The organism is Paraburkholderia lacunae (assembly GCF_003353175.1).
In the GTDB taxonomy this organism is placed as follows: Bacteria; Pseudomonadota; Gammaproteobacteria; order Burkholderiales; family Burkholderiaceae; genus Paraburkholderia; species Paraburkholderia lacunae.
This window is the reverse complement of record NZ_QHKS01000020.1, coordinates 122,612-145,587: the sequence shown is the minus strand read 5'-3', so window position 1 is coordinate 145,587 and position 22,976 is coordinate 122,612. Positions and strand designations below refer to the sequence as shown.

Genomic DNA, 22,976 nt, shown 5'->3' with positions numbered 1-22,976 from the left:
GTGATGATGCAACCCAATAGCCCCGACCCGCAGCTCGATGCGTTTCTCGTTGAACACGGGCTCGCGCGCAAGGATGAAGCAGCCACCTGGCACCCGCTCACTGGCGGAGTCTCGTCCGACATATGGCGTGTCGATCTAGCCACGGGATCGCTGTGCGTGAAGCGCGCGCTCTCCACGCTTAAGGTGTCGGCAAGCTGGCAAGCCCCCGTGTCGCGCAACGCCGATGAATGGGCCTGGATGCAATTCGCTGCACGTCACTGCCCCGACAACGTGCCGACTCCTCTCGCGCACGACGCCGGGCTCGGCGTGTTTGCCATGTCGTTTCTTGAGCCGTCGGCACATCCCGTGTGGAAGCAGCAACTGCTGGACGGCGAAGTCGATCCCGACACGGCCCGCGCCGTCGGACGGCTGGTCGGGCATCTGCACGCGGTCAGCGCCGACGATATCGAGTTGCGCGACAGGTTCGACACGCTCGAAAATTTTCGGGCGCTGCGTCTCGATCCTTACCTGATCGCCACATCGAAGCATCATCCGGAACTCGAATCGAGGCTGCGCTATCTGGCCAAGCGCACGGCGAGCATACGCACAGCGCTCGTGCACGGCGACGTGAGCCCGAAGAACATTCTTGTGGGTCCCAAGGGACCGGTATTGCTCGACGCCGAATGCGCGTGGTTTGGCGACCCGGCCTTCGATCTCGCGTTTTGCCTGAACCATCTGCTGCTCAAGTGCCTGGTTCGTCCGGATCGGCGGGAAGCGCTGATCGCTTCGTTCAAGGCACTCACTGAAGCCTATTTCGACGAAGCGGACTGGGAACTGCGCGCGGCGCTCGAAGCGCGCACGGCTGAGTTGTTGCCTGCGTTGCTCCTCGCGCGCGTCGACGGCAAGTCGCCGGTCGAGTATCTGACCGATGACGCGCAACGCGATCACATCCGCGCGGCCGCCACTCGGCTGCTGCTGCGGCCGGTCGAATATCTCTATCAGGTGGCGCAGGCATGGCTGGAAGAGATCGAGTCCCGACCGTCTTGAGATGTAGCAGGGAGGCATCGTCGCGTCCGTCGAGCACGCGAAAAATGAATCGCGTCTGATGCGCGCTCGCGCGCTCAGGCTCGCGGAACTCATTGGGTCATTTCGCCTTTCAAACCCGGCCTGGCGACAGGTGTTGACTCATATGCGACCGCAGCGGAAAACGGGGCTTGCGCGTTTGCTAACGTTTGCTTTTTTCGTGCAGACGGAAGCCTTTCCGTTCGCACCGTACTGAGCCATTCTCAAGAAAATCTTCCCCTAAATCGGCTATTGACAACGCACCGCAGCGTTTGCCACAATTTATGCGAACGTTAGCAAAAACAGGAGACATCGTGAAAGACGCCAATGCCGCTCCTCTCCAGTCCGATACCCCGAGCACGGGCGACGTGCCGCTAGCACTTCGCCGCGTCGTCACCGGTCACGACGCAAGCGGCGCATCGACAGTTGCACTCGATTCGCCGCCACCCCGCTCCGACTCGTACCGGCATATCCCCGGCTTGGTGTCTCGTCTTGTCTGGGCAACGGAACCGGCGCAAGCCATTCCTTTTGACGGCACGGACCCGACCCCGGCTGTCGCCAGCTTCGTCCCCGCGGCGTCGGGCACGCGCTTTCTCATCGTGACGTTTCCACCGGATAGCGTGTTTTTTGCACCGGGCTTCGACCCACAGGCCGCGGCCGCTGAAAACCTCGCGATCAGCCCGGGGCTTGCGGAGCTTTTCGAGGAGGACGGCATGCACGCGACCCCGACCGTCGATTACGGCATCGTTCTCGACGGCGAAATCTGGCTCGAGCTTGACGAGGGACGCGCGGAGCTGCTGCGCAAGCATGAAGTCGTCGTGCAGAACGGAACCCGTCATGCGTGGCGAAACAAAAGCGACCGGCCCGCGACGCTGGCCTTCGTCCTTATCGGAGCGCGCAGAGGCGAATGACCGCGGCTCGATTATCCAAACGCTCCGCGCTGCAACCGCGCAAATCAGCCACATTAACGAGGTAGACAATCCTTATGACAGAATCAACGATCGCCCATGTACGCGGCCGACGCGTCTGGGACTCGCGCGGCCGTCCGACGGTGGAAGTCGAGGTCACGCTGCACAGCGGCATGAGCGGCCGCGCGATTGCGCCCGCGGGCGCTTCGACCGGCAGCGGAGAAGCGCTGGACTTGCGCGACGGCGGCGCCGCCTTCGGCGGCCTTGACGTGTCCAACGCGCTATCGAAAGTAAACGGTGAAATTGCGAGTGCGCTCGAAGGCGCCGAGGCCTGCGATCAGGCTGCTATCGACGCCTGTCTGGTCGCCCTGGATGGGACGCCCAATCGCAGCCGCCTGGGCGGCAATGCAATCGTCGCGACTTCGATGGCGGTCCTGCACGCCGCGGCTGCCGCAAGCAGGCAGCCGTTATGGCGCTATCTCGCCGGAGACCGTGCGGTGCGCCTGCCGCTGCCGGAGATCCAGATATTCGGAGGCGGAGCACACGCGGCGCGCCGCGTCGACGTGCAGGACTTCATGATCATGTGCCCCGCCGCGCGCAGCTTCACCGAGGCGCTGGAGTGGACAGCGGAGGTGTACCGCGCCGCCGGCTTACTGATGAAGCAGGCGGGTAAGCTTCAGGGCGTGGCGGACGAAGGCGGCTACTGGCCAGCCTTCGATTGCAACGAAGACGCCCTCGACACGCTGGTGCGCGCCATTGCCGACACCGGTCTGCAACCCGGCAAGCAGGTCGGCATCTCGCTCGACATCGCCGCATCCGAATTCGGCCGCAACGGACACTACACGCTCGCGCTCGACGGCAGGACGCTCGACACCGCGCAGATGATCGACATGCTGGGGCGCTGGCTGGACACCTACCCGATTCTGTCGATCGAAGATCCGCTTGCCGAAGACGACGTGGAAGGCTTCAGGCTCTTTACGCACTCGTACGGCTCGCGTTGCCAGATCATCGGCGACGACTTTCTTGTCACCAACGCGGCCCGTGTCAGAACAGCCGCGATGGACGGCACGCTGAATGCCGTGCTCATCAAGCCGAATCAGGCGGGCACCGTGACCGAAGCCTACGAGGCGCTGCAGGCAGGCAAGGCGGCCGGATTCGGCACGATCGTGTCGGCGCGATCCGGCGAGACCGAAGACGTGACCATCGCGCATTTGTCGGTCGGCTGGGACGCGGGTCAGCTCAAGGTCGGTTCGTTCTCGCGTTCGGAACGCATGGCCAAGTGGAACGAGGTATTGCGAATCGAGGAAGCGCTAGGACGGCAGGCGCAATTCAGCGGATGGTCCGCGCTGCCTTTCATCGACCGCCCGATCTGAATCGTCATACCGTCGCCGAAAGCTCGCCATCAACAATCAAGAGGTCATCATGCTGCCTGCTGTCAATCACCGGCCGCCCTTCAATATCACGCGCGCCAGCCACATCGTACTGAACGTCGCCGACCTGGCGAAAAGCCGGGAGTTCTATGTCGACATCGTCGGCCTGGTCGTGACGGAACAAACCGCTGACACGTGCTATCTGCGCGGTCTGTCCGAAGCGTGCCACCATAGCCTGGTTCTCGTGCAGGCCGACAGGAATGCACCCATCTGCAAGCGGATCGGCTTTCGGGTTTTCCTCGAAGAAGACCTGGACCTGGCCTGGCAGTTCTTCAAGGAAGAAGGGCTTCCCGCCGAATGGGTCGAAGTCGCGCATCAAGGAAGAACCTTGCATGTGTCCGATCCGTTCGGCACAAAAATCGAACTGTGTGCGCAGATGGAAACGCGTCCCCGCCTCTATCTCGACCGCAACCTGTTCAAGGGCGCACACGCGCAGCGGATCGATCACTTCCAGATCTTCTCTCCGAACACCTACGAATCCTGCGCGTTTTACAGCAGGCTCGGCTTTCGCAACTCCGAGTATCTCGCGCACGGCGAGCGGCTGCTCGGCGCCTTCATGTATCGCAAAGGCACGTGCCTGGATCTGGCCATCGTCGAGAACGACGGACCGTGCATGCATCACTTCGCGTACATCGTGCCCGAATCGCACGACATCTTCACTGCGTGCGACCTCGCAGGCATCTACGGCTATGCGCACGAAGTAGAACGCGGGCCGGGCCGCCACGGCCCCGGCGGGATGCTGTTCGTTTATCTGCGCGACCCGGATGGTCATCGCGTCGAACTGTGCGACGGTCATTACCAGACCATCGACATCGAGATCGAGCCGGTCCGTTGGGATGCCGCTTCGCTGAGTACCAGCGTGCGCTGGGGTCTGCCGGCAGAGCACCGCTGGTACTTCGAGGCCTCGCGGTTCGAAGGAGCCGATCTGATCGAGACGGCCAACAAACCGCGTCCCACGACGCTCGAAACCTACATTCAGAACCGGCTTGCAAAAAGCTGATAGAGCAAGGAATAACCACTATGGCACGCGTCAAATATCTTCAGCGTTCGGACCTCGCAGGCGTCAACGACGCCCTCTTCGACCGGCTCGAACGCGAACGCAAAGTACCTACCGCGAACATCTTCCGCGCGCTTGTGCACGCGCCGCAGATTCTCGACCGGTTCCTGTCCTACGCGAATGCAATCCGCGCGTCGTCGATCAGCCCGAAGCTGCGTGAACTCGCGATTCTGACGGTGGGACACTGCACCGGCTCTGAATACGAAATCGCGCATCACCAGTCGCATGGACTGAAGGCGGGCATCAGTGCCGAGCAACTGAAGGCGATCCCCGACTTCGAAACATCGCCTCTCTTCAACGAAGAGGAACGTGCGGTGATGGCAGTCGCAAAAGAGTCGACGCTGAAGGTCGACGTCAGCGACAAGACCTGGAACAGGATTGTCCCGTTCCTGAACGAACAGCAACGGGTCGAGCTCGCATTGAACATCGCCTGGTACAACTCCGGCGTGCGCATCATGGGCGCACTCGCGATCGAACTCGAGGAGAGTTATCGCTGACCGACTGTCGGTCCAGATCGACAAGCAGACCGGCTGCAAAGAACTGACTGCTTCTAAAGCAATGCGTAGTACTTCCGCACGGAATGGCGGGTACTGCGGAAGTCTTCACAGAGAAAGAGGAATGTATGGAACGAACGATGGTTGCAGCACGGCTGCATGCTCTCCACACCCCGATGACACTCGATACCATCCCGGTGCCGAAACCGAGACCCACCGACGTTCTCGTCCGAGTCAAGGCATGCGGAATCGTGCCGAACATGGCGAACGTCATCAATAACTGGCCGACCTGGTTTCCGCATCAGCCGCTGCCGAAATTTCCCGCCATCTTCGGCCTGGACCCCGCCGGGGTCGTCGAAGAGGTCGGTGAAGCGGTCCTCAACGTCAAGCCGGGCGATCGCGTCTATGTGAGCCCGTTGCGTTCCTGTGGATCGTGCAAGGCATGCCGGGCCGGCCGGCGCAGTGAATGCCGGTACTACACGCTGAACGGGTACTTCAGCACGAGCCGCGACGGCCAGCGCATCTTCGATCTTTACCCGTATGGCGGCTTCAGCGAATACATGACCGCTCCCGAGTATGCGATGGTCAATCTCCCCGATAACATGAGCTTCGAACAGGCCGGCCGGTTCGGGTATATGGGCACGTCGTACGGCGCGCTGAAAAACGCCGCCGCGGGTCCGGGCCAGGTCGCCCTCATAGACGGCATCACGGGCACGCTTGGCGTGGCTGCGACGGTGCTCGGCCTCGCCATGGGACTGTCGCGCATTCTCGGTACGGGGCGCGACGAAGCGCTGCTCAAACGTGTCAAGGCGCTCGCGCCCGATCGCATCGAAGTGATGCAGCTCGGCGAAGGCTCGACGGGCGAATGGGCGAAGTCGCTGACGGGCGGTGAAGGCGCGGACTTTGTGATCAGTGCGCTTGGCGCCAAGGCGCCCGCGGCCACCATGCTCGATTCGATGAAGGGCGTTCGACGCGGCGGCAGGGTGGTGAATGTCGGCGGCGTGGCCGAGGACCTGCCGATCGACGTGAAGTGGCTGATGGATGAACAGGTGCAGATCATCGGATCGAACTGGTTCACGACGGCACAGGGCCAGGAAATGGCCGACATGGTGAGCACTGGCGCAATCGACCTGTCGTATCTCGAACATCGCAGGTTCCCGCTCGAACGCGTCAATGAAGCCATCTCCGGCCTGAAGGATCGCGACGGAGGTTTCAGCAACTATGTCGTCCTTCCCTGATTAGCTTCGCCGCGTGAGCGCAAGTGCAACTGCGCCGCAGTTGCACGCCCGCTTGCGCAAGTCTCGGTCCGCTTCTTACCCGGTGAAAACCCATGAAGATCGTGCGATATTCGATTGATGGCAGTGAGCATTACGGCATTCTCGGCAGCGACGGAAATATCCAGCGACTTAAGTGCTCGCCGCTTGAAGCACTGCATCCTTCCGGCCATGTCGACACACTCGAATCAGTGCGCGTGTTGAGCCCGTTTCACCGCCCTCGCGTTTTCGGTCTCGGATACAACTACCGCGCACACTCGCAGGAAGTTGGGAAGAGCACGCCCACGCTGCCCGTGCTGTTCATGAAACCCAGCACCACGGTGATCGGCCCGGACGCGGCCATCGTCTATCCGCCCGACGGCGAGAACATTCATTTCGAAGGGGAGCTGACGGTGATCATCGGCAAGGAAGCGCGCCATGTTTCCGAAAGCGATGCACTGCGTTACGTGTTCGGTTACACGTGCGGCAACGACGTCAGCGACCGGGTGTTGCAGCGCCGCGAGAGCGAGTACGGCTGCCTCCTCATGGGTAAAGGCTACGACACGTTCGCGCCGATTGGTCCCGTGGTCGAGACGGACATCGATCCGTCGAACCTTCATCTGATCACTCGCGTCAACGGCGAGGTGCGCCAGAACGGCAACACTGCCGACCTCGTGTATGGCGTGCCCGCGTTGATCGCTTACCTCAGCAAGTACATGACGCTCCTTCCCGGCGATCACATCATGACAGGAACGCCGGCGGGAGTCGGCCCGATCAAGCCCGGAGACACGATCGAGGTCGAGATCGAAGGGATCGGCGTGCTGCGCAACCGTGTGATCGCCTCGGTAGACGCGGAGTCCTGATCGAAGCTAACCGCCCCCATATGCTCATCCAGTTCCACTAAAAAGGTTGCGCGCGTTGTTGCGTTGGTGCGACTGGATCGGCGCCCCCGGCGCAGCAATACAGAGAGAGCGCCGACCAGGCATCCGGGGCGGACGCTGGATCCAGCGTCCGCGTCGTCCGCACGTTAGATGTGTACGCCAGTCAGTCCGAACGCGGAGACCGCCTCTTTCCGATCGGCCACCTGCATTTCGAGAGATTGCGTGACGGCCGACGACTCTTCGACCAGCGCCGCGTTCTGCTGTGTCACCTCGTCCATTTGCACGACGGCCCGGCTGACCTCTTCGATCCCACGACTCTGCTCATCGGAGGCCGCTGTGATCTTCTCCACGAAATCCGCAACGTGGTGGATCGCCTGCATCACGCCGTCCATGGCGGTACCGACTTCGACCGCCTGCTGCGTACCTTCGAAGATGACCGCGACCGACGAGCCGATGAGATCCTTGATCTCCTTCGCCGCCGACGCAGAGCGTTGCGCCAGACTTCTCACCTCGCCGGCGACGACCGCGAAGCCGCGCCCCTGGTCCCCCGCACGGGCCGCTTCGACCGCTGCGTTGAGCGCGAGGATGTTCGTCTGAAACGCGAGCGCCTCGATGATGCCGGTGATGTCCGAGATTTTGCCCGAGCTTTGCCCGACTCTCTCGATGGTCCCGACCATGCGCTGCACAACCGTATCGCCAGCGCGCGCCAGATCCGTCGCCTGGTTCGCCAGGATGTTGGCCTGCCGCGCATTGTCGGCATTCTGCTTCACGGTCGTCGACAGTTGCGTCATGCTGGCGGCGGTCTGTTCGAGTGACGCGGCCTGGCGTTCTGTGCGAATCGACAGGTCCATGTTGCCGGCGACGATTTCCTGCGTCGCGGCGCGCAGCCGCTCAGCGGCATCGCGAACCGACCCGAGCGCATGTTCGATCCTCGCGAGCAGCACATTGAATGCGCCTGCGGGCCGACCGATCTCGTCACGCCGCTGCTGGGGCGCGCGGCAGGTTAGATCGAGCGAGCGACTGACTTCGCTCAACGTCTCCTCGATATCGCCAAGGCCTGTATTCAACGACCGCACCTGCCGCCAGACGCACACGCCCAGCAACAACCCACCGAGGCCAAGGATCGTGGCCATTGAAAGCAACAGGACGCGGGACGCGCTCAGGCCTCGCTCATGGGTTCGCTGAGACTCGGCGCCCAGCACCTGGATCAGCCGGTCGATGTCTTCCGCTTCGGCCATCCCGGGCGGCCGTACTCGTTGCAGTATCGTTGTCAGGGCCGCGCGAGCCGGATGGCGTCGCGCATGCCGAGCATCGCCGAGTCGCGATCGCGGATGAATCGCCGTGCAACCTCGATCGCGACGACGGGCTTCTCGCTCAAACGAAACAGCTCGGCCTGCCTGTCCGATGCCAGCCGCATGGTTTCGGCAAAGTCGGCGTTCTTCGCGCGCGTCGCGGCGTCAGTGCCAGACACGGCATCCATAAGCGCCAGCGCTGCCAGCAATTGCAAGCGGTAACTTCATTGCAGGTACTGCGTAGAAAGCGTGATTTCTTCGTAAATGTCCTGCGCGCGACGATTGGCCGACGACACGCCCCACATTCCCATCGCGGCGCCCACGGCACACAGACAGCCCAATCCCGTGAAGAGGAGGACGATCCTGGTCTTCAAGCTCGTCATTTAAACTCCCCTAAAGAATCTCGCAGGCTTCGTCGAATTCGAGCCGAGGGCTGCGGGGAAACAGCCCAGCCGGATCTCCATATCCGAGACAGCACAAAAAATTCACGCGCAACGAGGTGCCCTCGAAGAAGAGCCGATCGACCGATCCGGTATCGAAACCCGACAGCGGCCCGCAATCTAGGCCAATCCCACGCGCGGCCAGGATGAAATAGCCGCCTTGCAGCGAGCTGTTGCGAAAGCACGTGTCTTCGGCGACCTTGGGTTGCTCACGGAAGATCCTGCCTGCATCGGGACGATGTGGAAACAGTTTGGGAAGCTGCTCGTAGAACCGCATGTCCTGTGCGACGATCGCGACAACCGGCGCCGCGCGCACCTTCTCGAGATTGCCAGGAGAGACGGCCTGTAACAGCCGCTCGCGAGCGGCAGCCGAGCGTACGAACACGATGCGCATCGGCGAGCAGTTCATGCTTGTCGGCCCCCACCGGGTCAGCTCGTACAACTCTCGAAGAAGCTCATCCGGCACTGGAATCGAAAGCCACGCATTCTGACTGCGCGCGTCCATGAAAAGTTGTCGCCGGGCACGGCTGTCGAGCGGCTCGTTCATCTATCGGTCTCCTCGAAATATATTGCCGTTGGGATCGGCATGTCCCTTGCCTAAGTGCGCGTCGCTCCGACCATGAAAAACGCGACGGTCGACGGCGCGTCGCTCCTGTTGCGCCACGCGTGCCGCGTCCCGTTCTGCACGACCACGTCCGTAGGACACAAGCGGGTTTGCTGTCCATCGTCGACCTCCAGCCAGATCTCGCCCGCAAGAACGATGGCGTAGTCGACGGTGTCGGTCGTGTGCATGCCGGGGCTTTGCAGTTCGAACGTCTGCGCGAGATCCGGCATACGCGCCATGCACTCCGCGCCCGCTGCGGCGGGATCGAACTGCGGCGACATCATCACGTGGTCGGGCGGGAATGTCACGATCAGCAGGCTGGTTCCGCCGGCCGGAGGAATCAAATCGGGCTCCCCTCCGGTCGGATCGGTGTGAGGCGCCGCTAGCGAAGGCGCCGGCAGAGTCATCCAGACCTGCGCGAACGCATGCCCAGGAATTGACTCGAATGAGACGGTCCGTGGCGTCGTCTCATCTGAAAGCAGGATGGATCGGCCGTGAGGGTCACGGCCGGTTACAACGCGTCTGATCTGCATGGCAGGGCTCGATGCGGGAAGTGAATTGACTCGAAGGCACTCCGTCACCAGCGCATCGACGGAGTACCTTCGGCATGCTCCAGGGGCACCTCAGGGGCAAATTACGTAATTACTGAAGCCGCCGTTGCGGTTCTCGATGCCGCCGATCGCGACGTTGATGTCCTCGAGTTTGAAGACGCAATGGTCGAAGACCGACAAATCGACGACACCCGACTCGACCATATCGGCCATTTCCTGCCCCTGCCCCGCAGTGAACCACGCGGAGCCGCTCAAGCTCTGGTCGTTGTCCATCATGTAGTGCAGGTTGATCGGAACCGCGCCCGCGACCGCGCCGATGTTGATCAGGCGGCCGCCACGACGCAGCGTTTTCACCGAGTCCACCAGCGTATCGCTCGGCGCTCCCGGCCCCAGCGCGTCGATCACCGCATCGACGCCTTCACCGTGCGTGACCCCCGACGTCCATTCGCTGACCGGCTCGTCCCCCAACGCGAGAACTTCGATCCGGTCGGGCGCGATCGCCTTCACGCGTTGCAACAACTCCTTGTTGCGCGCGGTCCCAAGGATTTTCCTCGCGCCCATCGCGAGCCCGAACAGCGCCACGCCGATGCCGAGGGTTCCACTGATGCCGTTGACGAGAATGGTGCTGCTCGGCCCGACGTCCGCCTTCAGCAAGGCGCGATAAGCGGTGCCCAGGTAGCCGAAGCGCGCCGCGGTTTCGTGGCTCAGGTTGTCGGGAATCTTCACCAGACTGTACTGGGGCGCGGTCATGTACTCACACAAACCGCCGTACGGATAGTCGTCATAGATGACCTGCGACTTCTTGCTGAACCCGAAATACCCGTTGAACGTGTAGTACGGGCAGGCAGTCGTGTCGCCCGAGCGGCAAGCGCGGCATCCACCGCAGTGCCGGGCCGGATTGACATACACGCGATCGCCCACGTTGAATGCGTGGACTTGGCTGCCCACCTCCTCGATGACGCCGGTCGCATCGAGGCCGAAGATTGCCGGCAATTTCGGCAGCGGAAGATGAGGAAACCATGTCTGCCAGTTGCTCAAAACATTGCCGAGGTTGGGCACGATGCCGCACGCCTTGACCTTTACGAGCACATCGGTGGGGCGAGGCGACGGCACCGGAATCTCCTCGACCACCATCGGCTGGCCCACGTCGTGCATGCGCGCTGCCCGCATCATCTTCGCCATGTTTGTCTCCTATCTATCAATCTTGTGTTGTCGGATTGAACGCCCGCACCTTGCGGAACGCTCACGGGCCGAGTCACCCGCCGCCGGTTGCAAAATTTCCGGTCACGGGTAGCAACGCCACTGAAATGCATGATACCAATTTTTGTGCATAAAATAAATTTTTTGCGCCTGACCTATCGCAGACCATCGAGTCCCTTGATCTCCGAGGCGGCGAGTCCACCCAGGCGCGCGTGGACACGCCCCCCCGTCGCCATTGCCAACGCGAACGCGATCTCGTTGCGTCTCGGCCCGTCCCAGACGGTGACTTCGCAGGTCCCGAAGTGGCTGCGGACATACGATGCCTGGATATGGCCAAGGGGAACCATCAGCCGCGTCCCTACGCCGCCGATCGTCTTGGCAGAAGGTACGATGGCTTTCGGGCTACCCAGGGTTTCCCGCATGGCCCAGCCGCCCGCCTCGTGCCACACGGCGCCGTGCTCCAGTTCGCCATCTTCGCCGACGATCGCACCTTTGCCGTAGGCCTCGACCTTGGCAATGCCGCCTAATTGCGCCACAAGCCGTGACGAGAGATCGGCGCCCAGTTCACGAAGGTCCTGCATGAACGGCAGCAGGTCCTGCTCATAGCGTCCCGCATACGGATTCGCGACGATGGCGGTCGCCACTGCGATCCACAGTGGCTCGGGCAGCCTCTCTCCGCCCTCGTGCCAGACTTCTTCCAGATCCAGCTTGATCTTCCTTACCTTGACTAGCGACATCCTGGTGCTCCACGGAAATTGTTCAGATCTATTCATGTCGGGCGCGGTTCGTTCGTACACCCGTGCTTGCATTATATCGATCTCGGTGTAATATGCATAAAAACATGTTTTGTGCCCATAAATGGAGAAACAATGAAACTCGTGTCATATCGCCGTGACGGCAAACCGGGCTTCGGCGCCGTGAAGGAACAGGGAATCGTCGATCTGTCCGCGCGACTTCCACAAATCGCGGATCTCGCGTCGCTAGTCGCGGATAACTTGGCGCTGGACGAAGCCCGGCGACTCGTCTCGGCGGCAACGGAGGATTTCGCGTTGACCCAGGTCGAACTCGAACCGGTCATTCCGCGGCCGAACAAGATCATCTGCGTCGGCATCAACTATGTCGCCCATGCGGCGGAAGCTGGTCGCACGGTCGGAAAATATCCGGTGATCTTTCATCGCTACGCGGAAACCTTGCTGCCTCACGGCGCGCCCCTGGTCCGGCCTACGGTGTCGGACAACTTCGATTTCGAGGCGGAACTGGCGGTGGTTATCGGCCGGGGCGGCGCGCATATCGCACCCGGGGACGCGATGAGTCACGTCGCGGGCTATACCTGTTTCAATGACGCGAGCGTGCGGGACTGGCAGTTCCACACGCATCAGTACGGCATGGGCAAGAATTTCCGTGGCACGGGTGCGCTCGGCCCATGGCTCGTCACAGCCGACGAGATTCCGGACTACCGCGAACTCGCCATCCACGGGCTGCTTAACGGCGAGCGCTTGCAAACGGGCCAGTTGTCCGAACTTGCTTTCGATATCCCGTCGCTGATCTCGTACGTCTCGCAGGCACTCGACTGGCAGCCCGGCGACATCCTTGCAACCGGCACGCCCAGCGGAATCGGCTTCAAGCGTCAACCGCCGATCTTTCTGAAGCCGGGTGACACGTTCGAGGTCGTCATTCCAGGCGTGGGAACCTTGTCGAACCCGGTCGCGGACGAAGCCTAAGCAATACTCTAAAAAACGAATCAGGAGACAGTCATGGCAGCACTACCGAAAATTCAGTTCACGCACTGCGGGATCTTCTGCAGTGACCTGGAAATGATGGTGGATTACTACCGGAAGGCGCTGGGATTCGTCGTCAGCGATAAGGGCGTCGCGTCGACGGGGCACAAACTGTATTTCATGACGCAGGACCCGGAAATTCATCACCAGCTGGTTCTGTTCGATGGCAAACCGACGGACCTGCCGTTCAATCCGGTCAACCAGCTGTCGTTTCTGCTGGACTCGCTGGCCGACCTGCAGGCGTACTACGCCCGCGCGAAGCGCGCCGGCGTGCAAAACATCGACCAGGTCGACCACGGCAACGCCTGGTCGGTGTATTTCAAGGATCCCGAAGGCAATCCGCTCGAACTGTACGTCGACAGCCCGTACTTCACGGCGCAACCGTGCCGGGAGCCGCTCGATCTCGATCTGCCTGTCGAAGCAATCATCAAGCGCACCGAGGAGATGTGCCAGCGTCGCCCTGGGTTTCTGACTCGCGACGCGTGGATTCAGGAAATGCGCGCGCGGATCGCTAAGCAGCGAACGGCATTCGACGAATAAACATATCAATGCGTGGCGCGCGGATGGCTGGGCGTCACGCGGCGAATGCAGGAGATCATGGGTCATGAAGTGCAACCTGATTGGCGGGGAATGGTGCGCGGGCGCCACTTCCCGCCGGAACGTCAATCCGTCCGATACCGATGACGTAGTGGGCGAGTACGCGCACGCTGATGCCGAACAGACACGCACGGCGATCGATGCGGCCTGCGACGCGCAGCGGACGTGGCGGGACAGCGGGATCCAGGCGAGGTCAACCGCGCTGGATTGCATCGGCACCGAACTGCTGGCGAGGCAGACCGAACTCGGTACCCTGCTGTCCCGCGAGGAAGGCAAGATCCTGGCAGAAGGGGTGGCGGAAGTCGCGAGAGCTGGCCAGATCTTCAAGTTCTTTGCGGCAGAGGCCGTGCGCACAGGCGGTGAAAAGCTGCCGTCGGTGCGCCCGTTCGTCGACGTCGAAGTCACGCGTGAACCCGTCGGCGTCGTGGGCGTGATCACCCCGTGGAACTTCCCGATCGCCATTCCGGCGTGGAAGATCGCCCCTGCCCTTGCGTATGGCAATAGCGTGGTATTCAAGCCGGCGGATCTCGTGCCGGGTTCGGCATGGGCGCTGGCAGACATCATCCACCGCAGCGGCATCCCTCGGGGCGTGTTCAATCTCGTCATGGGACGCGGCAGCGTGGTCGGCGAGACGATGGCGACATCGCCGGAAGTGAATGCGATTTCGTTCACGGGCTCGGTCGAGACCGGCCAGCGCCTGCTGCTGCAGGGAGCGCGACAATTCAAGCGGCTCCAGCTCGAGATGGGCGGCAAGAACCCGCTCGTGATCCTTGACGATGCGGACCTCGACGTGGCGGTGGACTGCGCAATACAGGGCGCCTACTACTCGACCGGGCAACGGTGCACTGCGTCGTCACGTTTCATCGTCCAGAAGGGTATTTATGTGCGCTTCGTCTCGCGGCTCGCCGACGCGCTGGAACGCCTGCGGGTCGGCCATGCGCTGGATCCGGACACACATATCGGACCCGTGGTGGATGATGCGCAGCTTAAACAGGACGAAGCGTACGTGGGCATCGGCAGAAACGAAGGCGCAACGCTCGTCTGCGGCGGCGCGAGCCTCGACAGAAGCACGCGCGGCTACTTCCTGTCACCGGCGTTGTTCGCCGACGCGTCCCCGAAAATGCGCATTGCGCGCGAGGAGATTTTCGGGCCGGTAGCCTGTGCAATTCCGGTGGAAACCTACGAGGAAGCACTTGCGGTCGCCAACGACAGCGAATTCGGACTCTCGGCCGGCATCTGCACAACCTCGCTCAAATACGCCACCCATTTCAAGCGACACGTGCGCAGCGGGATGACGATGGTCAACGTGCCGACTGCCGGGGTCGACTATCACGTGCCGTTTGGTGGCACGAAGTCGTCGAGCTACGGGTCGCGCGAGCAAGGCACATACGCCGTGGAGTTCTTCACGACCGTCAAGACGTCATACACGAAGGCATACTACGAATGAAAAGGCGCCGGTCTCGATTTCGAGCGCCGCCGCCGGGCGAACCCGCAAGCGCGGTGTGCCGGGCGGATCGAATTCAAATAGGGAGGAGCTGTGGATTTTGATCTGGTAATTGTCGGCCTGGGGCCGGTTGGAGCAGTGGCCGCCAATCTGGCCGGTCAGGCAGGCTTGCGCACGCTGGTCCTGGACAAGACGAATGCCGTCTACGACAAGCCGCGGGCGATGGGTTTCGACCAGGAGGCCATGCGGATCTTCGGCAATCTCGGCATTGGCGAGAAGATTGCCCCGTACGTCATGCCCTATCGTCCCTCGGAATATCGCACCACCGGCGCACGCGTGATTCGCCGGATCGATGCGGCACGTCCGCCGTTCCAGCTCGGCTGGGCGCCCAATTACGTGTTCATGCAGCCGCAGATCGAGGGTACGCTGCGCGAGAATCTCGCCCGCTTTCCATCGGTGACTGTCGAGCTCGGTGTGGAAGCGACCGCGGTCGTGTCCGGCGAGGACTGCGCGTCGGTGACGCTCACGCATGCGTCGGGAGAGCAGCACACGTATCGATCCAGCTACGTGCTCGCGTGCGATGGCGGGACGAGCGCGATCCGCACCCGGCTCGGACTCGACATGGAGGATCTCGATTTCGACGAACCCTGGCTGGTCGTCGACGTCATCCTCAACGACGGATGCGGCGGCAACCTGCCGACCACCAACGTGCAATATTGCGAGGTCGAGCGTCCGTCCACCTTCGTCGTCGGGCCAGATCGGTGCCGTCGCTGGGAGTTCATGATCAACCCGGACGAAACGCCGGAGCAGGTGTCTCAGCCGGACTTCGTCCGCAAGCTCATTTCGCGCTGGCTCGATGACGACGAGTACGAGATCTGGCGGGCGTCCTCCTACCGCTTCCATGCGCTGGTACTTCGATCATGGCGGGCGGACCGGATATTTTTCCTGGGCGACGCGGCGCACATGACACCTCCTTTCCTGGCTCAAGGCATGTGCCAGGGTATTCGCGACGCGTCCAACCTGATCTGGAAACTGGCGATGGTCAAGCAACGTGCGGCGCACGCCTCGCTGCTCGATACCTATGAGGCCGAGCGCGCACCCCACGTCAGGCAAACTACGCTCGTCACCAAGGAACTCGGCAAGCTGATCTGCGAACGCGACCCTGTCGCTGCGAGCCGGCGGGACGAGCGCCTGCTGGCGGAACTGGCGGCCAATCCGCAGGGCACCGTGCGGCAGTCGCTCATCCCAGGGCTGGGCACCGGTTTCCTTTCGGCATCCCATCATGGCCCGCGCGGTCAGTTGTTCCCCCAGCCGCGCGTCAAAGCGGCCGACGGCGACGAACGTTTGCTCGACGAAGTGACCGGGCTGACGTTCCGGATCGTCGTTAGCGCAGATGCGGATGCCGCAGCTGTGGCGCAGGTCGTGAGCGAATATGAGCGACTGCGGCATTTGCCGGTCGAACTCGTGCTGGTCGGCCCCAGGCCGATTGCACAGGACGCACCGTCGTACGCGTACCACGATGTCAGCGGCGTGCTGGTGAGCTGGCTACGGCAGCACGATTGCAGCATCGTGATCGCCCGCCCCGATCACTATGTGTACGGGGCATGCCAGAAGCCCGCCGAGGCATCCGCGTTGATCCAGGAGCTCGTCACGGCACTCTCTTCAGCTAGCCTGCAGGACCGCAAGGACCCCATCGCAAGCACCTGAACAGCGACGTGAAGCACGGCGGCGCGGGGTGATAGTGAACCCCGCGCCTTTTCCATTTTGGCGCGCCACAACCACTCCAGAATTGAAATCTTGCATATAGAGATATTTTGCGCATAAAATTACTCCATTTACAATCCACCAGCTCCCCACGCCATGGACTCGATGTCTGCTACCAACGGTGTCCCGCTCATCGATGTCGCGTTCGCACAGATGAAAACGTCGATCATCCGCTGCGAACTCGAGCCTGGCACGCGCCTGAAAGTCGAAAGTCTGTCGAAGGCCTACGGCCTCAGCAGTTCGCCCATTCGCGAAGCGCTGAACCGGCTCGCGCAGGACGGCATCGTGCAAGCCACGGAAAACCGTGGCTTCTGGGTGGCGCCGATCAGTGTCGAAGACTTCAAGGACATTACGCGTCTGCGTGTGCTGCTCGAACACGAGGCGCTGATGGATTCGATTGAGCATGGCGACGACGAGTGGGAGGTCGCGGTACTCACCGCCTTCCATCGCCTGAGCCTTGCCGAAAAACGCCTCGGCACGGGCCCGGTGGCGCTGGACGACGACTGGTCCGAGCGGCACCGGGCGTACCACATGGCCTTGCTGTCCGCGACGCCAAGCGTACTGCTGTCGAACATGGTGGCATCGTTGTTCGACCGCGCGGAGCGCTACCGTCGATTTTCCGCATTACATCGGAAAGAAGAGCGTCACAAAAGCAACGAACACGAAGCGCTGATGAAAGCGGCGATCGGGCGCGAGAAGGAAAAGGCCGGACGGCTTTTGCGCAAGCATGTCGAAGGTACGCTGACTCGGGTGGCTGCCGCGCTGGATCGCCAGTTGGCATCTGTCGAGTGAAATGGCGGCGATCGCGGCGCCCCAGGAAACACTGAGGCTCGCAAGACAGGATACCGGAGAGACAACGCATCGTCTCCCCGATATCCGTTGATCAGAACACCGTCTGCATGCCGACCCGCCCGATGAATTGCGAGCGGCCGGTCGAAGGACCGAACGTCCCATTGATCGCGGCATTCGCCCCGGCGTTGGTCAGTTGATACTCCGTTTGCACATACACCGCGGTCCGCTTTGACAAGTTGTATTTCGCCACGGCTCCGAACTGGTGCGCGTGGTTGCGATCAACCACCTCATTACCCCACATATACGTGTACGCAAGGCTCGTCGAGAACGCCGGCGTGAACTGATAAAGGGCCCCTGCTTCGGCGGCATTCACGACAGCACCGTTTCGAGTATTACGCGTGTTGGTGAATAGCGCGGTCAGCAGCAACTTGTCCCCGTGATATTTCGCCCCCAGCCCGAAATTGCGAATGCTGTCTCCGAGCAGCGAAGCATAACGAACGTCGGTGTACGCCGCGCCGAAGGCGAAAGACCCGATGCTGTAGCTCGTCCCGAAACTCTCCGCGCTGTTCTGCCGGAAGTCTCCCGCCGTGCCGCCGAACGCATACATCCCCCCGAACCGTAATCCGCCCAGCAGCGGACTCGTGTACTTGACCGCGTTGTTCAGCGGCGTATCGCCATTCATGCGATCGAAGTCGAACGCCTCATTAGGCGCGGAATCTGGAATGCCCAGCTTGGCAAACGGACCGTCCCGAAAGCCATAGAAGCCTCCACCATACATCGCCATATCCGCGCCGACGTCAGAGAACAATGTGTCGACCATAAAGTCGTACTGACGGCCGAGGGTGAGCTTCCCGTACCGCGTGTTATCCAGGCCAACCCAGGCATTCCGGGCGAACAGCCCCGTTCCCGATCCGCTGCCGTTGCTTGCCTGTGCAACGAGGCTCCCTTGAAGGGTGAACTGCGTGACCAACTGGAAAATCGCGTGGGTGTCACCGCCCAGGTCCTCTGTACCGCGAAAACCCAACAGGTTCGGCAACGCGATGCCATCGTCCAGCCGCCATGCCGAATGACCGCCGGTGTTGCTAATGTACGAAACGCCTGCATCGAGCAGGCCCCAAAGTGTCACGCTGCTTTGGGCATGCACGACCGGAACACATCCAATCCCGGACGCGGCGCACACAATCGTGGCCATGACGACCTTCTTCACCATCCTCTCCTCCGTCAAAGAGACAAACATCTTCGTAAGCCCGCTTGCGCTCATTCGTTTATGCGCAAATTCCTCACTTAGACATTTTGTTATTTCTATGCATATAGTTATTAATATGCACAAAGTTTAGCGCTTGCGGAGAGGTGTAGAACCTAGTGTTTACGCTTGCGTCCGATTCCGGCACGATCGCACGAATGCAAGATGATCCGCTTGTCCAGCATCTGCGCAGACCGTTGCAACGCGGCTTCGAGTCGCCGGAAAAACGGCGTGTCACCGTGCGACAGCAGCACATCGATATGAATCAGACCGTGTCGCGCGTCCGGCAACACGCGACGTTCACTTGCCGGCACATCCTGCGGTGCAACAGGGGAAACCCCTAGGTGACGAGGTCCTGCCCTCTTGAACAGTCCAGTCACGGTCTTAGCGATCAGATCAAAAGAACATTACCCTTGAGATAACGAACCCGCCTCGAACGTGATTGAACCGATACCCGTCGCTCCATAGACTCGCCTCATGTCCTGAGGGTGAGCAAACATGTCCAGCCAAAGTCCGTCTCCATCTCGCTGGGCCACCCGTAGCGAGCCAAAACATCACCGCCTCGCGCCCGACGATCGCGTGGCTTGCTGACCGATGTGACTGTCCGCAAGCATGTAGTGGCCAAGCCGCGAGGCCATCGAAACCAGTTCGAACTGAAGGCCGACGAGCGCAAACACACCGAACTCGAACTGCTGGAGTCGCGCGAACAGTTGCGTCAGTTGTCCGCACATATGGAGGCGGTGCGCGAGGCGGAAAGAAAGCACATCGCGATGGAAGTTCACGATGAACTCGGTCAAATGCTGACAGCATTGAAAATGAACGTATCCTTGCTCGAGATGCAGCTTGCCAATGATTCGGCTGCGATGCACAAGGTCGACGAGATGCGGGCGCTGGTTGACAAGACCATCCAGATCGTGCGCAACGTGGCCAGCCATCTGAGGCCGGTCGCGCTGAATTTTGGTCTCGCGTCAGCGCTCGAATGGCTCGTCGATGATTTCAAGCGTCACACCCGGATTCCCTGTCACCTCCACATTCAGGGTGCAGAACCGCGCTTTTCGGACGCGCGTGCGACGGCAATTTTTCGTATCGCACAGGAGTCGTTGACCAACGTCGCCCGCCATGCTGGCGCGTCGCGGGTGAAAATTACAATATCCAGAATCAATAGTGGTGTTGAACTGAGGATCAGCGATGACGGCCGGGGCTTCGATACGGTTGAGGCCGGTGCTGGATATTCGTATGGCCTGCAAGGGATGGTCGAACGTGCCAGGTTGATTGACGCGAAGTTGCACATCGAAAGTGCTCAGCACACAGGCACTGTGATCTCGATCGACGTGGCTGAAGATTGACTGAACAGCGATCAGGATCTTGTCTGCGGAGTTCGCCGCGTAGCGTGACGAACGCTTCGTCGAGACGCTGCGTGGTGCCGGGCATTCGACGCCAAGCCCGAATACGCTGAAACGATGCGCCCTCACGTTGAACGGGAAAACCCCTAAGTGACGAGGTCAAGCCCTCGTGCCCGGTCCTTTCACGGTTTTAGCGCGCCGCCCGAAAGATCATTACCCTTGGGATAACGGACTTGCCCCGAACGTGATTGAACCGATACCCCTCGCTCCATAGACTCATCTTATGTCCAGAGGGAGAGCACACATGTCCAGTCAAAGTCCGTCCCATTGGGCCACGCGGCGCGCGGAAAAACATCGCCGCCTCGCGCGCGTCGCATCGATTGCGGATGGCGTGGTATTGCCCCCCGAGCGCATCGTCGACGTCCTTCAAAACCTGATCGCGCCGGGCGACCGGGTTGTCGTCGAGGGCAACAACCAGAAACAGGCCGATTTTCTGTCGCGCGCGCTCGCCAGGGTCGATCCGGGCATCGTCAACGGCCTGCACCTGATCATCCCGAGCGTGAGCCGCGCCGAACATCTGGATCTCTTCGAGCGCGGCATTGCCAGAAAGCTCGACTTCGCCTATGCCGGCACGCAAAGCCTGCGCATCTCGCAGTTCCTTCAGGACGGCATTCTCGAAATCGGCGCGATCCATACCTACATCGAACTGTACGCGCGGCTCTATGTTGATCTGACGCCCAACGTCGTACTCGTGGCCGGCTACAAGGCCGACCGACAAGGCAATCTCTACACCGGCCCGAGCACCGAAGATACGCCCGCGCTCGTCGAAGCCGCCGCGTTTCGTGATGGCATCGTGATCGCGCAGGTCAATGAAATCGTCGACGATCCGAAGGACCTGCCGCGTGTGGATATCCCCGGTTCGTGGATAGACTACGTCGTCCAATCCGACAAGCCGTTTTTCATCGAGCCACTTTTCACGCGCGATCCGCGTCTCATCACGCCGATTCATGTGCTGATGGCAATGATGGCGATTCGCGGCATCTACGAGCGGCATCAGGTGCAGTCACTCAATCACGGGATCGGTTTCAACACAGCGGCAATCGAACTGATCCTTCCGACCTACGGCGAAAAGCTCGGCCTCAAGGGCAAGATCTGCAAACACTGGACCTTGAACCCACACCCGACCTTGATTCCGGCAATCGAAACCGGCTGGGTCGAGAGCGTACACTGCTTCGGCGGCGAACTGGGCATGGAAGCTTATGTCGCGGAACGCCCGGACATCTTCTTCACGGGCCGGGACGGGTCGATGCGTTCCAATCGCGCGCTGTGCCAGCTCGCGGGGCAATACGCAGTCGACATGTTCATCGGCTCAACGCTGCAGATGGATGGTCTCGGCAACTCTTCGACGGTGACGCACGGTCGGCTGACCGGCTTCGGCGGCGCACCGAACATGGGACACGATCCGCACGGCCGCCGCCACGCGTCCCCCGCCTGGCTCGATCTGCTGCAAACCGACAGCCCGCTCGAACGTGGCCGCAAGCTGGTCGTCCAGATGGTCGAGACATTCCAGGCGGGCGGGCAGCCGACCATCGTCGAATCAATCGACGCAGTCGAAGTAGGCCGCGAGGCCGGCATGCCACTCGCGCCGGTCATGATCTATGGCGACGACGTCACCCATGTGCTGACGGAAGAAGGCATCGCCTACCTCTATAAGGCTCGCTCCATCGAACACCGCAAGGAGATGATTGCCGCCGTCGCCGGTGTCACGCCGGTCGGCCTGACGAGCAACGCAGACAGTCTTGCAGCGCTGCGGCGCGATGGCTTTGTCGCGCTGCCCGAGGACCTTGGCATTCACCGCAACGAAGCCAATCGCTCGCTGCTGGCCGCAAAGAGCATGGCGGATCTGGTCGACTGGTCCGGTGGGCTGTACGCCCCACCCGCACGCTTCAGGAGCTGGTGATGCGCGACAGCCTTGCAACGGCTCCGGCAACGGTCCCGCAGTTGCAAACCGCCGGGTGGGACCGGCTCGCCGAACGTCTGGGTGGGCACGTGGTCGCGGCACTCATCGAGGAAGTTACGCTCGCGCCGAAGCCCGGTCTCGTCGATATTCGCAGCCGCGGCGCGCACGACGACCTCGACTGGAACCTGATGTGCGCGTCGGCCCATGCGTTGGAGCCGACCTTTGTTGAACTGGCGCACGCGGCCGTCGAAACCCGGCCGATGCTGGCGCTTCGCGAGCGCATTGGCGCGATCGGACGCATCGGCGAAATCCGGATGCTGCACGCGACGGGTGGCGTCAACACCCATCGCGGCGCGATCTGGGCGCTCGGGCTGCTCGTGACCGCGGCAGCGCGCGAGCCGACGGATCTCACGCCCCATGGCGTTGCCTCGCGCGCAGGATCGATCGCGCGTCTACCGGACCTCCACGCGCCCAAGCTGACCGGCCACAAGGGCGAGCAGGCATGTCGCGACTATGACGTCGGCGGCGCACGTGGTCAGGCGCAGGCAGGCTTTCCGCACGTGGTCGAAGTGGCCCTGCCGGAACTCGCGAGTTCGCGCCTTCGAGGCGACAGTGAAACGGCAGCCCGGCTGAACGCGCTGCTCGCCGTTATGGCGAGTCTCGACGACACCTGTGTGCTCGCACGAGGTGGCCGCAGCGCCCTCGCCGAGACACAAGGCGGAGCACGACGCGTACTGGAGCACGGCGGAGCCGCCATGCTTGCGGGCCGGCGTCACCTCAAGGCACTGGACCGGCGGCTCGTCGAACTTCACGTGTCACCTGGCGGTGCGGCCGATCTGCTCGCCGCCGCACTCTTTCTCGACAGGCTTCAAAACGAAGCCCCCCACACGACGAAGGCATAGGA

23 protein-coding genes are annotated in these 22,976 nt (G+C 61.8%); 15 read left to right on the top strand and 8 right to left on the bottom strand.

Features of this window, described 5'->3' with window-relative positions; translation table 11 throughout:
* Nucleotides 1-3: 3 nt before the first annotated feature.
* From DLM46_RS27030 to DLM46_RS27000, 7 genes are all read left to right on the top strand, one after another.
* On the top strand, nucleotides 4-1,026 hold the full coding sequence (locus DLM46_RS27030) for a phosphotransferase family protein (RefSeq protein WP_244306378.1): 1,023 nt from the start codon (nucleotides 4-6) through the stop codon (nucleotides 1,024-1,026).
* Between the two features lie 329 nt (nucleotides 1,027-1,355).
* A complete protein-coding gene (locus DLM46_RS27025) occupies nucleotides 1,356-1,952 on the top strand; it encodes a cupin domain-containing protein (protein ID WP_244306377.1) in 597 nt (198 codons plus the stop codon).
* 74 nt (nucleotides 1,953-2,026) lie between these two features.
* A complete protein-coding gene (eno, locus tag DLM46_RS27020; RefSeq protein WP_115105489.1) occupies nucleotides 2,027-3,322 on the top strand; it encodes a phosphopyruvate hydratase in 1,296 nt (431 codons plus the stop codon).
* A gap of 49 nt (nucleotides 3,323-3,371) precedes the next feature.
* Nucleotides 3,372-4,379 (top strand): VOC family protein, encoded by a 1,008-nt coding sequence (locus DLM46_RS27015; RefSeq protein WP_115105488.1) that lies wholly within the window; start codon nucleotides 3,372-3,374, stop codon nucleotides 4,377-4,379.
* A gap of 20 nt (nucleotides 4,380-4,399) precedes the next feature.
* Nucleotides 4,400-4,933, top strand: coding sequence for a carboxymuconolactone decarboxylase family protein (locus DLM46_RS27010; protein WP_115105487.1), 534 nt, complete (start codon nucleotides 4,400-4,402; stop codon nucleotides 4,931-4,933).
* Between the two features lie 125 nt (nucleotides 4,934-5,058).
* Nucleotides 5,059-6,168, top strand: a complete 1,110-nt coding sequence (locus tag DLM46_RS27005) for an alcohol dehydrogenase catalytic domain-containing protein (protein ID WP_115105486.1) — start codon at nucleotides 5,059-5,061, stop codon at nucleotides 6,166-6,168.
* 92 nt (nucleotides 6,169-6,260) lie between these two features.
* On the top strand, nucleotides 6,261-7,046 hold the full coding sequence (locus tag DLM46_RS27000) for a fumarylacetoacetate hydrolase family protein (protein ID WP_115105485.1): 786 nt from the start codon (nucleotides 6,261-6,263) through the stop codon (nucleotides 7,044-7,046).
* A 164-nt stretch (nucleotides 7,047-7,210) separates the two neighbouring features.
* Here DLM46_RS27000 and DLM46_RS26995 read toward each other — a convergent pair whose 3' ends face one another.
* From DLM46_RS26995 to DLM46_RS26965, 7 genes are all read right to left on the bottom strand, one after another.
* Nucleotides 7,211-8,302, bottom strand: coding sequence for a methyl-accepting chemotaxis protein (locus DLM46_RS26995; RefSeq protein WP_115105484.1), 1,092 nt, complete (start codon nucleotides 8,300-8,302; stop codon nucleotides 7,211-7,213).
* Between the two features lie 32 nt (nucleotides 8,303-8,334).
* Nucleotides 8,335-8,571: a hypothetical protein gene (locus tag DLM46_RS26990; RefSeq protein WP_133300384.1), complete on the bottom strand. Its 237-nt coding sequence runs from the start codon at nucleotides 8,569-8,571 to the stop codon at nucleotides 8,335-8,337.
* A 9-nt stretch (nucleotides 8,572-8,580) separates the two neighbouring features.
* Nucleotides 8,581-8,739: a Tar ligand binding domain-containing protein gene (locus DLM46_RS26985; protein ID WP_115105482.1), complete on the bottom strand. Its 159-nt coding sequence runs from the start codon at nucleotides 8,737-8,739 to the stop codon at nucleotides 8,581-8,583.
* Between the two features lie 10 nt (nucleotides 8,740-8,749).
* On the bottom strand, nucleotides 8,750-9,343 hold the full coding sequence (locus DLM46_RS26980; RefSeq protein ID WP_115105481.1) for a malonic semialdehyde reductase: 594 nt from the start codon (nucleotides 9,341-9,343) through the stop codon (nucleotides 8,750-8,752).
* A 50-nt stretch (nucleotides 9,344-9,393) separates the two neighbouring features.
* Nucleotides 9,394-9,744, bottom strand: coding sequence for a cupin domain-containing protein (locus tag DLM46_RS26975; protein ID WP_244306376.1), 351 nt, complete (start codon nucleotides 9,742-9,744; stop codon nucleotides 9,394-9,396).
* 279 nt (nucleotides 9,745-10,023) lie between these two features.
* The gene (locus DLM46_RS26970; protein ID WP_115105479.1) at nucleotides 10,024-11,133 is read right to left on the bottom strand and encodes an alcohol dehydrogenase catalytic domain-containing protein; all 1,110 of its coding nucleotides are present in this window, start codon (nucleotides 11,131-11,133) and stop codon (nucleotides 10,024-10,026) included.
* A 173-nt stretch (nucleotides 11,134-11,306) separates the two neighbouring features.
* A complete protein-coding gene (locus DLM46_RS26965; RefSeq protein ID WP_115105478.1) occupies nucleotides 11,307-11,888 on the bottom strand; it encodes an amino acid synthesis family protein in 582 nt (193 codons plus the stop codon).
* A 132-nt stretch (nucleotides 11,889-12,020) separates the two neighbouring features.
* Here DLM46_RS26965 and DLM46_RS26960 point away from each other — a divergent pair, with 132 nt between their 5' ends.
* The 5 genes from DLM46_RS26960 (at nucleotide 12,021) to DLM46_RS26940 (ending at nucleotide 17,526) form a co-directional block, all read left to right on the top strand.
* Nucleotides 12,021-12,872 (top strand): fumarylacetoacetate hydrolase family protein, encoded by an 852-nt coding sequence (locus DLM46_RS26960; protein ID WP_115105477.1) that lies wholly within the window; start codon nucleotides 12,021-12,023, stop codon nucleotides 12,870-12,872.
* Between the two features lie 33 nt (nucleotides 12,873-12,905).
* Nucleotides 12,906-13,469, top strand: coding sequence for a VOC family protein (locus DLM46_RS26955; protein WP_115105476.1), 564 nt, complete (start codon nucleotides 12,906-12,908; stop codon nucleotides 13,467-13,469).
* Between the two features lie 64 nt (nucleotides 13,470-13,533).
* The gene (locus DLM46_RS26950; protein ID WP_115105475.1) at nucleotides 13,534-14,973 is read left to right on the top strand and encodes an aldehyde dehydrogenase family protein; all 1,440 of its coding nucleotides are present in this window, start codon (nucleotides 13,534-13,536) and stop codon (nucleotides 14,971-14,973) included.
* A 90-nt stretch (nucleotides 14,974-15,063) separates the two neighbouring features.
* A complete protein-coding gene (locus tag DLM46_RS26945) occupies nucleotides 15,064-16,677 on the top strand; it encodes a bifunctional 3-(3-hydroxy-phenyl)propionate/3-hydroxycinnamic acid hydroxylase (protein WP_115105474.1) in 1,614 nt (537 codons plus the stop codon).
* 162 nt (nucleotides 16,678-16,839) lie between these two features.
* Nucleotides 16,840-17,526, top strand: coding sequence for a GntR family transcriptional regulator (locus DLM46_RS26940; RefSeq protein WP_244306375.1), 687 nt, complete (start codon nucleotides 16,840-16,842; stop codon nucleotides 17,524-17,526).
* A gap of 91 nt (nucleotides 17,527-17,617) precedes the next feature.
* Here DLM46_RS26940 and DLM46_RS26935 read toward each other — a convergent pair whose 3' ends face one another.
* A complete protein-coding gene (locus tag DLM46_RS26935; RefSeq protein ID WP_115105472.1) occupies nucleotides 17,618-18,736 on the bottom strand; it encodes a porin in 1,119 nt (372 codons plus the stop codon).
* 617 nt (nucleotides 18,737-19,353) lie between these two features.
* Between DLM46_RS26935 and DLM46_RS26925 the strand changes: the two genes are divergently transcribed.
* The 3 genes from DLM46_RS26925 (at nucleotide 19,354) to DLM46_RS26915 (ending at nucleotide 22,974) form a co-directional block, all read left to right on the top strand.
* Nucleotides 19,354-20,115 (top strand): sensor histidine kinase, encoded by a 762-nt coding sequence (locus DLM46_RS26925; RefSeq protein WP_341868604.1) that lies wholly within the window; start codon nucleotides 19,354-19,356, stop codon nucleotides 20,113-20,115.
* A gap of 301 nt (nucleotides 20,116-20,416) precedes the next feature.
* A complete protein-coding gene (gene mdcA, locus DLM46_RS26920; RefSeq protein WP_115105469.1) occupies nucleotides 20,417-22,072 on the top strand; it encodes a malonate decarboxylase subunit alpha in 1,656 nt (551 codons plus the stop codon).
* Nucleotides 22,072-22,974: a triphosphoribosyl-dephospho-CoA synthase gene (locus DLM46_RS26915; RefSeq protein ID WP_115105468.1), complete on the top strand. Its 903-nt coding sequence runs from the start codon at nucleotides 22,072-22,074 to the stop codon at nucleotides 22,972-22,974. Before mdcA ends, DLM46_RS26915 begins: the two co-directional genes overlap by 1 nt.
* The last annotated feature ends 2 nt before the right edge of the window (nucleotides 22,975-22,976 follow it).

Bases quoted from the DNA above. Each gene is read 5' to 3' on its own strand.
- DLM46_RS27030 (WP_244306378.1), top strand. From the start codon at position 4: ATGATGCAACCCAATAGCCCCGACCCGCAGCTCGATGCGTTTCTCGTT.
- eno (WP_115105489.1), top strand. From the start codon at position 2,027: ATGACAGAATCAACGATCGCCCATGTACGCGGCCGACGCGTCTGGGAC.
- DLM46_RS27015 (WP_115105488.1), top strand. From the start codon at position 3,372: ATGCTGCCTGCTGTCAATCACCGGCCGCCCTTCAATATCACGCGCGCC.
- DLM46_RS27010 (WP_115105487.1), top strand. From the start codon at position 4,400: ATGGCACGCGTCAAATATCTTCAGCGTTCGGACCTCGCAGGCGTCAAC.
- DLM46_RS27005 (WP_115105486.1), top strand. From the start codon at position 5,059: ATGGAACGAACGATGGTTGCAGCACGGCTGCATGCTCTCCACACCCCG.
- DLM46_RS27000 (WP_115105485.1), top strand. From the start codon at position 6,261: ATGAAGATCGTGCGATATTCGATTGATGGCAGTGAGCATTACGGCATT.
- DLM46_RS26995 (WP_115105484.1), bottom strand. From the start codon at position 8,302: ATGGCCGAAGCGGAAGACATCGACCGGCTGATCCAGGTGCTGGGCGCC.
- DLM46_RS26985 (WP_115105482.1), bottom strand. From the start codon at position 8,739: ATGACGAGCTTGAAGACCAGGATCGTCCTCCTCTTCACGGGATTGGGC.
- DLM46_RS26980 (WP_115105481.1), bottom strand. From the start codon at position 9,343: ATGAACGAGCCGCTCGACAGCCGTGCCCGGCGACAACTTTTCATGGAC.
- DLM46_RS26970 (WP_115105479.1), bottom strand. From the start codon at position 11,133: ATGGCGAAGATGATGCGGGCAGCGCGCATGCACGACGTGGGCCAGCCG.
- DLM46_RS26965 (WP_115105478.1), bottom strand. From the start codon at position 11,888: ATGTCGCTAGTCAAGGTAAGGAAGATCAAGCTGGATCTGGAAGAAGTC.
- DLM46_RS26960 (WP_115105477.1), top strand. From the start codon at position 12,021: ATGAAACTCGTGTCATATCGCCGTGACGGCAAACCGGGCTTCGGCGCC.
- DLM46_RS26955 (WP_115105476.1), top strand. From the start codon at position 12,906: ATGGCAGCACTACCGAAAATTCAGTTCACGCACTGCGGGATCTTCTGC.
- DLM46_RS26950 (WP_115105475.1), top strand. From the start codon at position 13,534: ATGAAGTGCAACCTGATTGGCGGGGAATGGTGCGCGGGCGCCACTTCC.
- DLM46_RS26940 (WP_244306375.1), top strand. From the start codon at position 16,840: ATGTCTGCTACCAACGGTGTCCCGCTCATCGATGTCGCGTTCGCACAG.
- DLM46_RS26935 (WP_115105472.1), bottom strand. From the start codon at position 18,736: ATGGTGAAGAAGGTCGTCATGGCCACGATTGTGTGCGCCGCGTCCGGG.
- mdcA (WP_115105469.1), top strand. From the start codon at position 20,417: ATGTCCAGTCAAAGTCCGTCCCATTGGGCCACGCGGCGCGCGGAAAAA.
- DLM46_RS26915 (WP_115105468.1), top strand. From the start codon at position 22,072: ATGCGCGACAGCCTTGCAACGGCTCCGGCAACGGTCCCGCAGTTGCAA.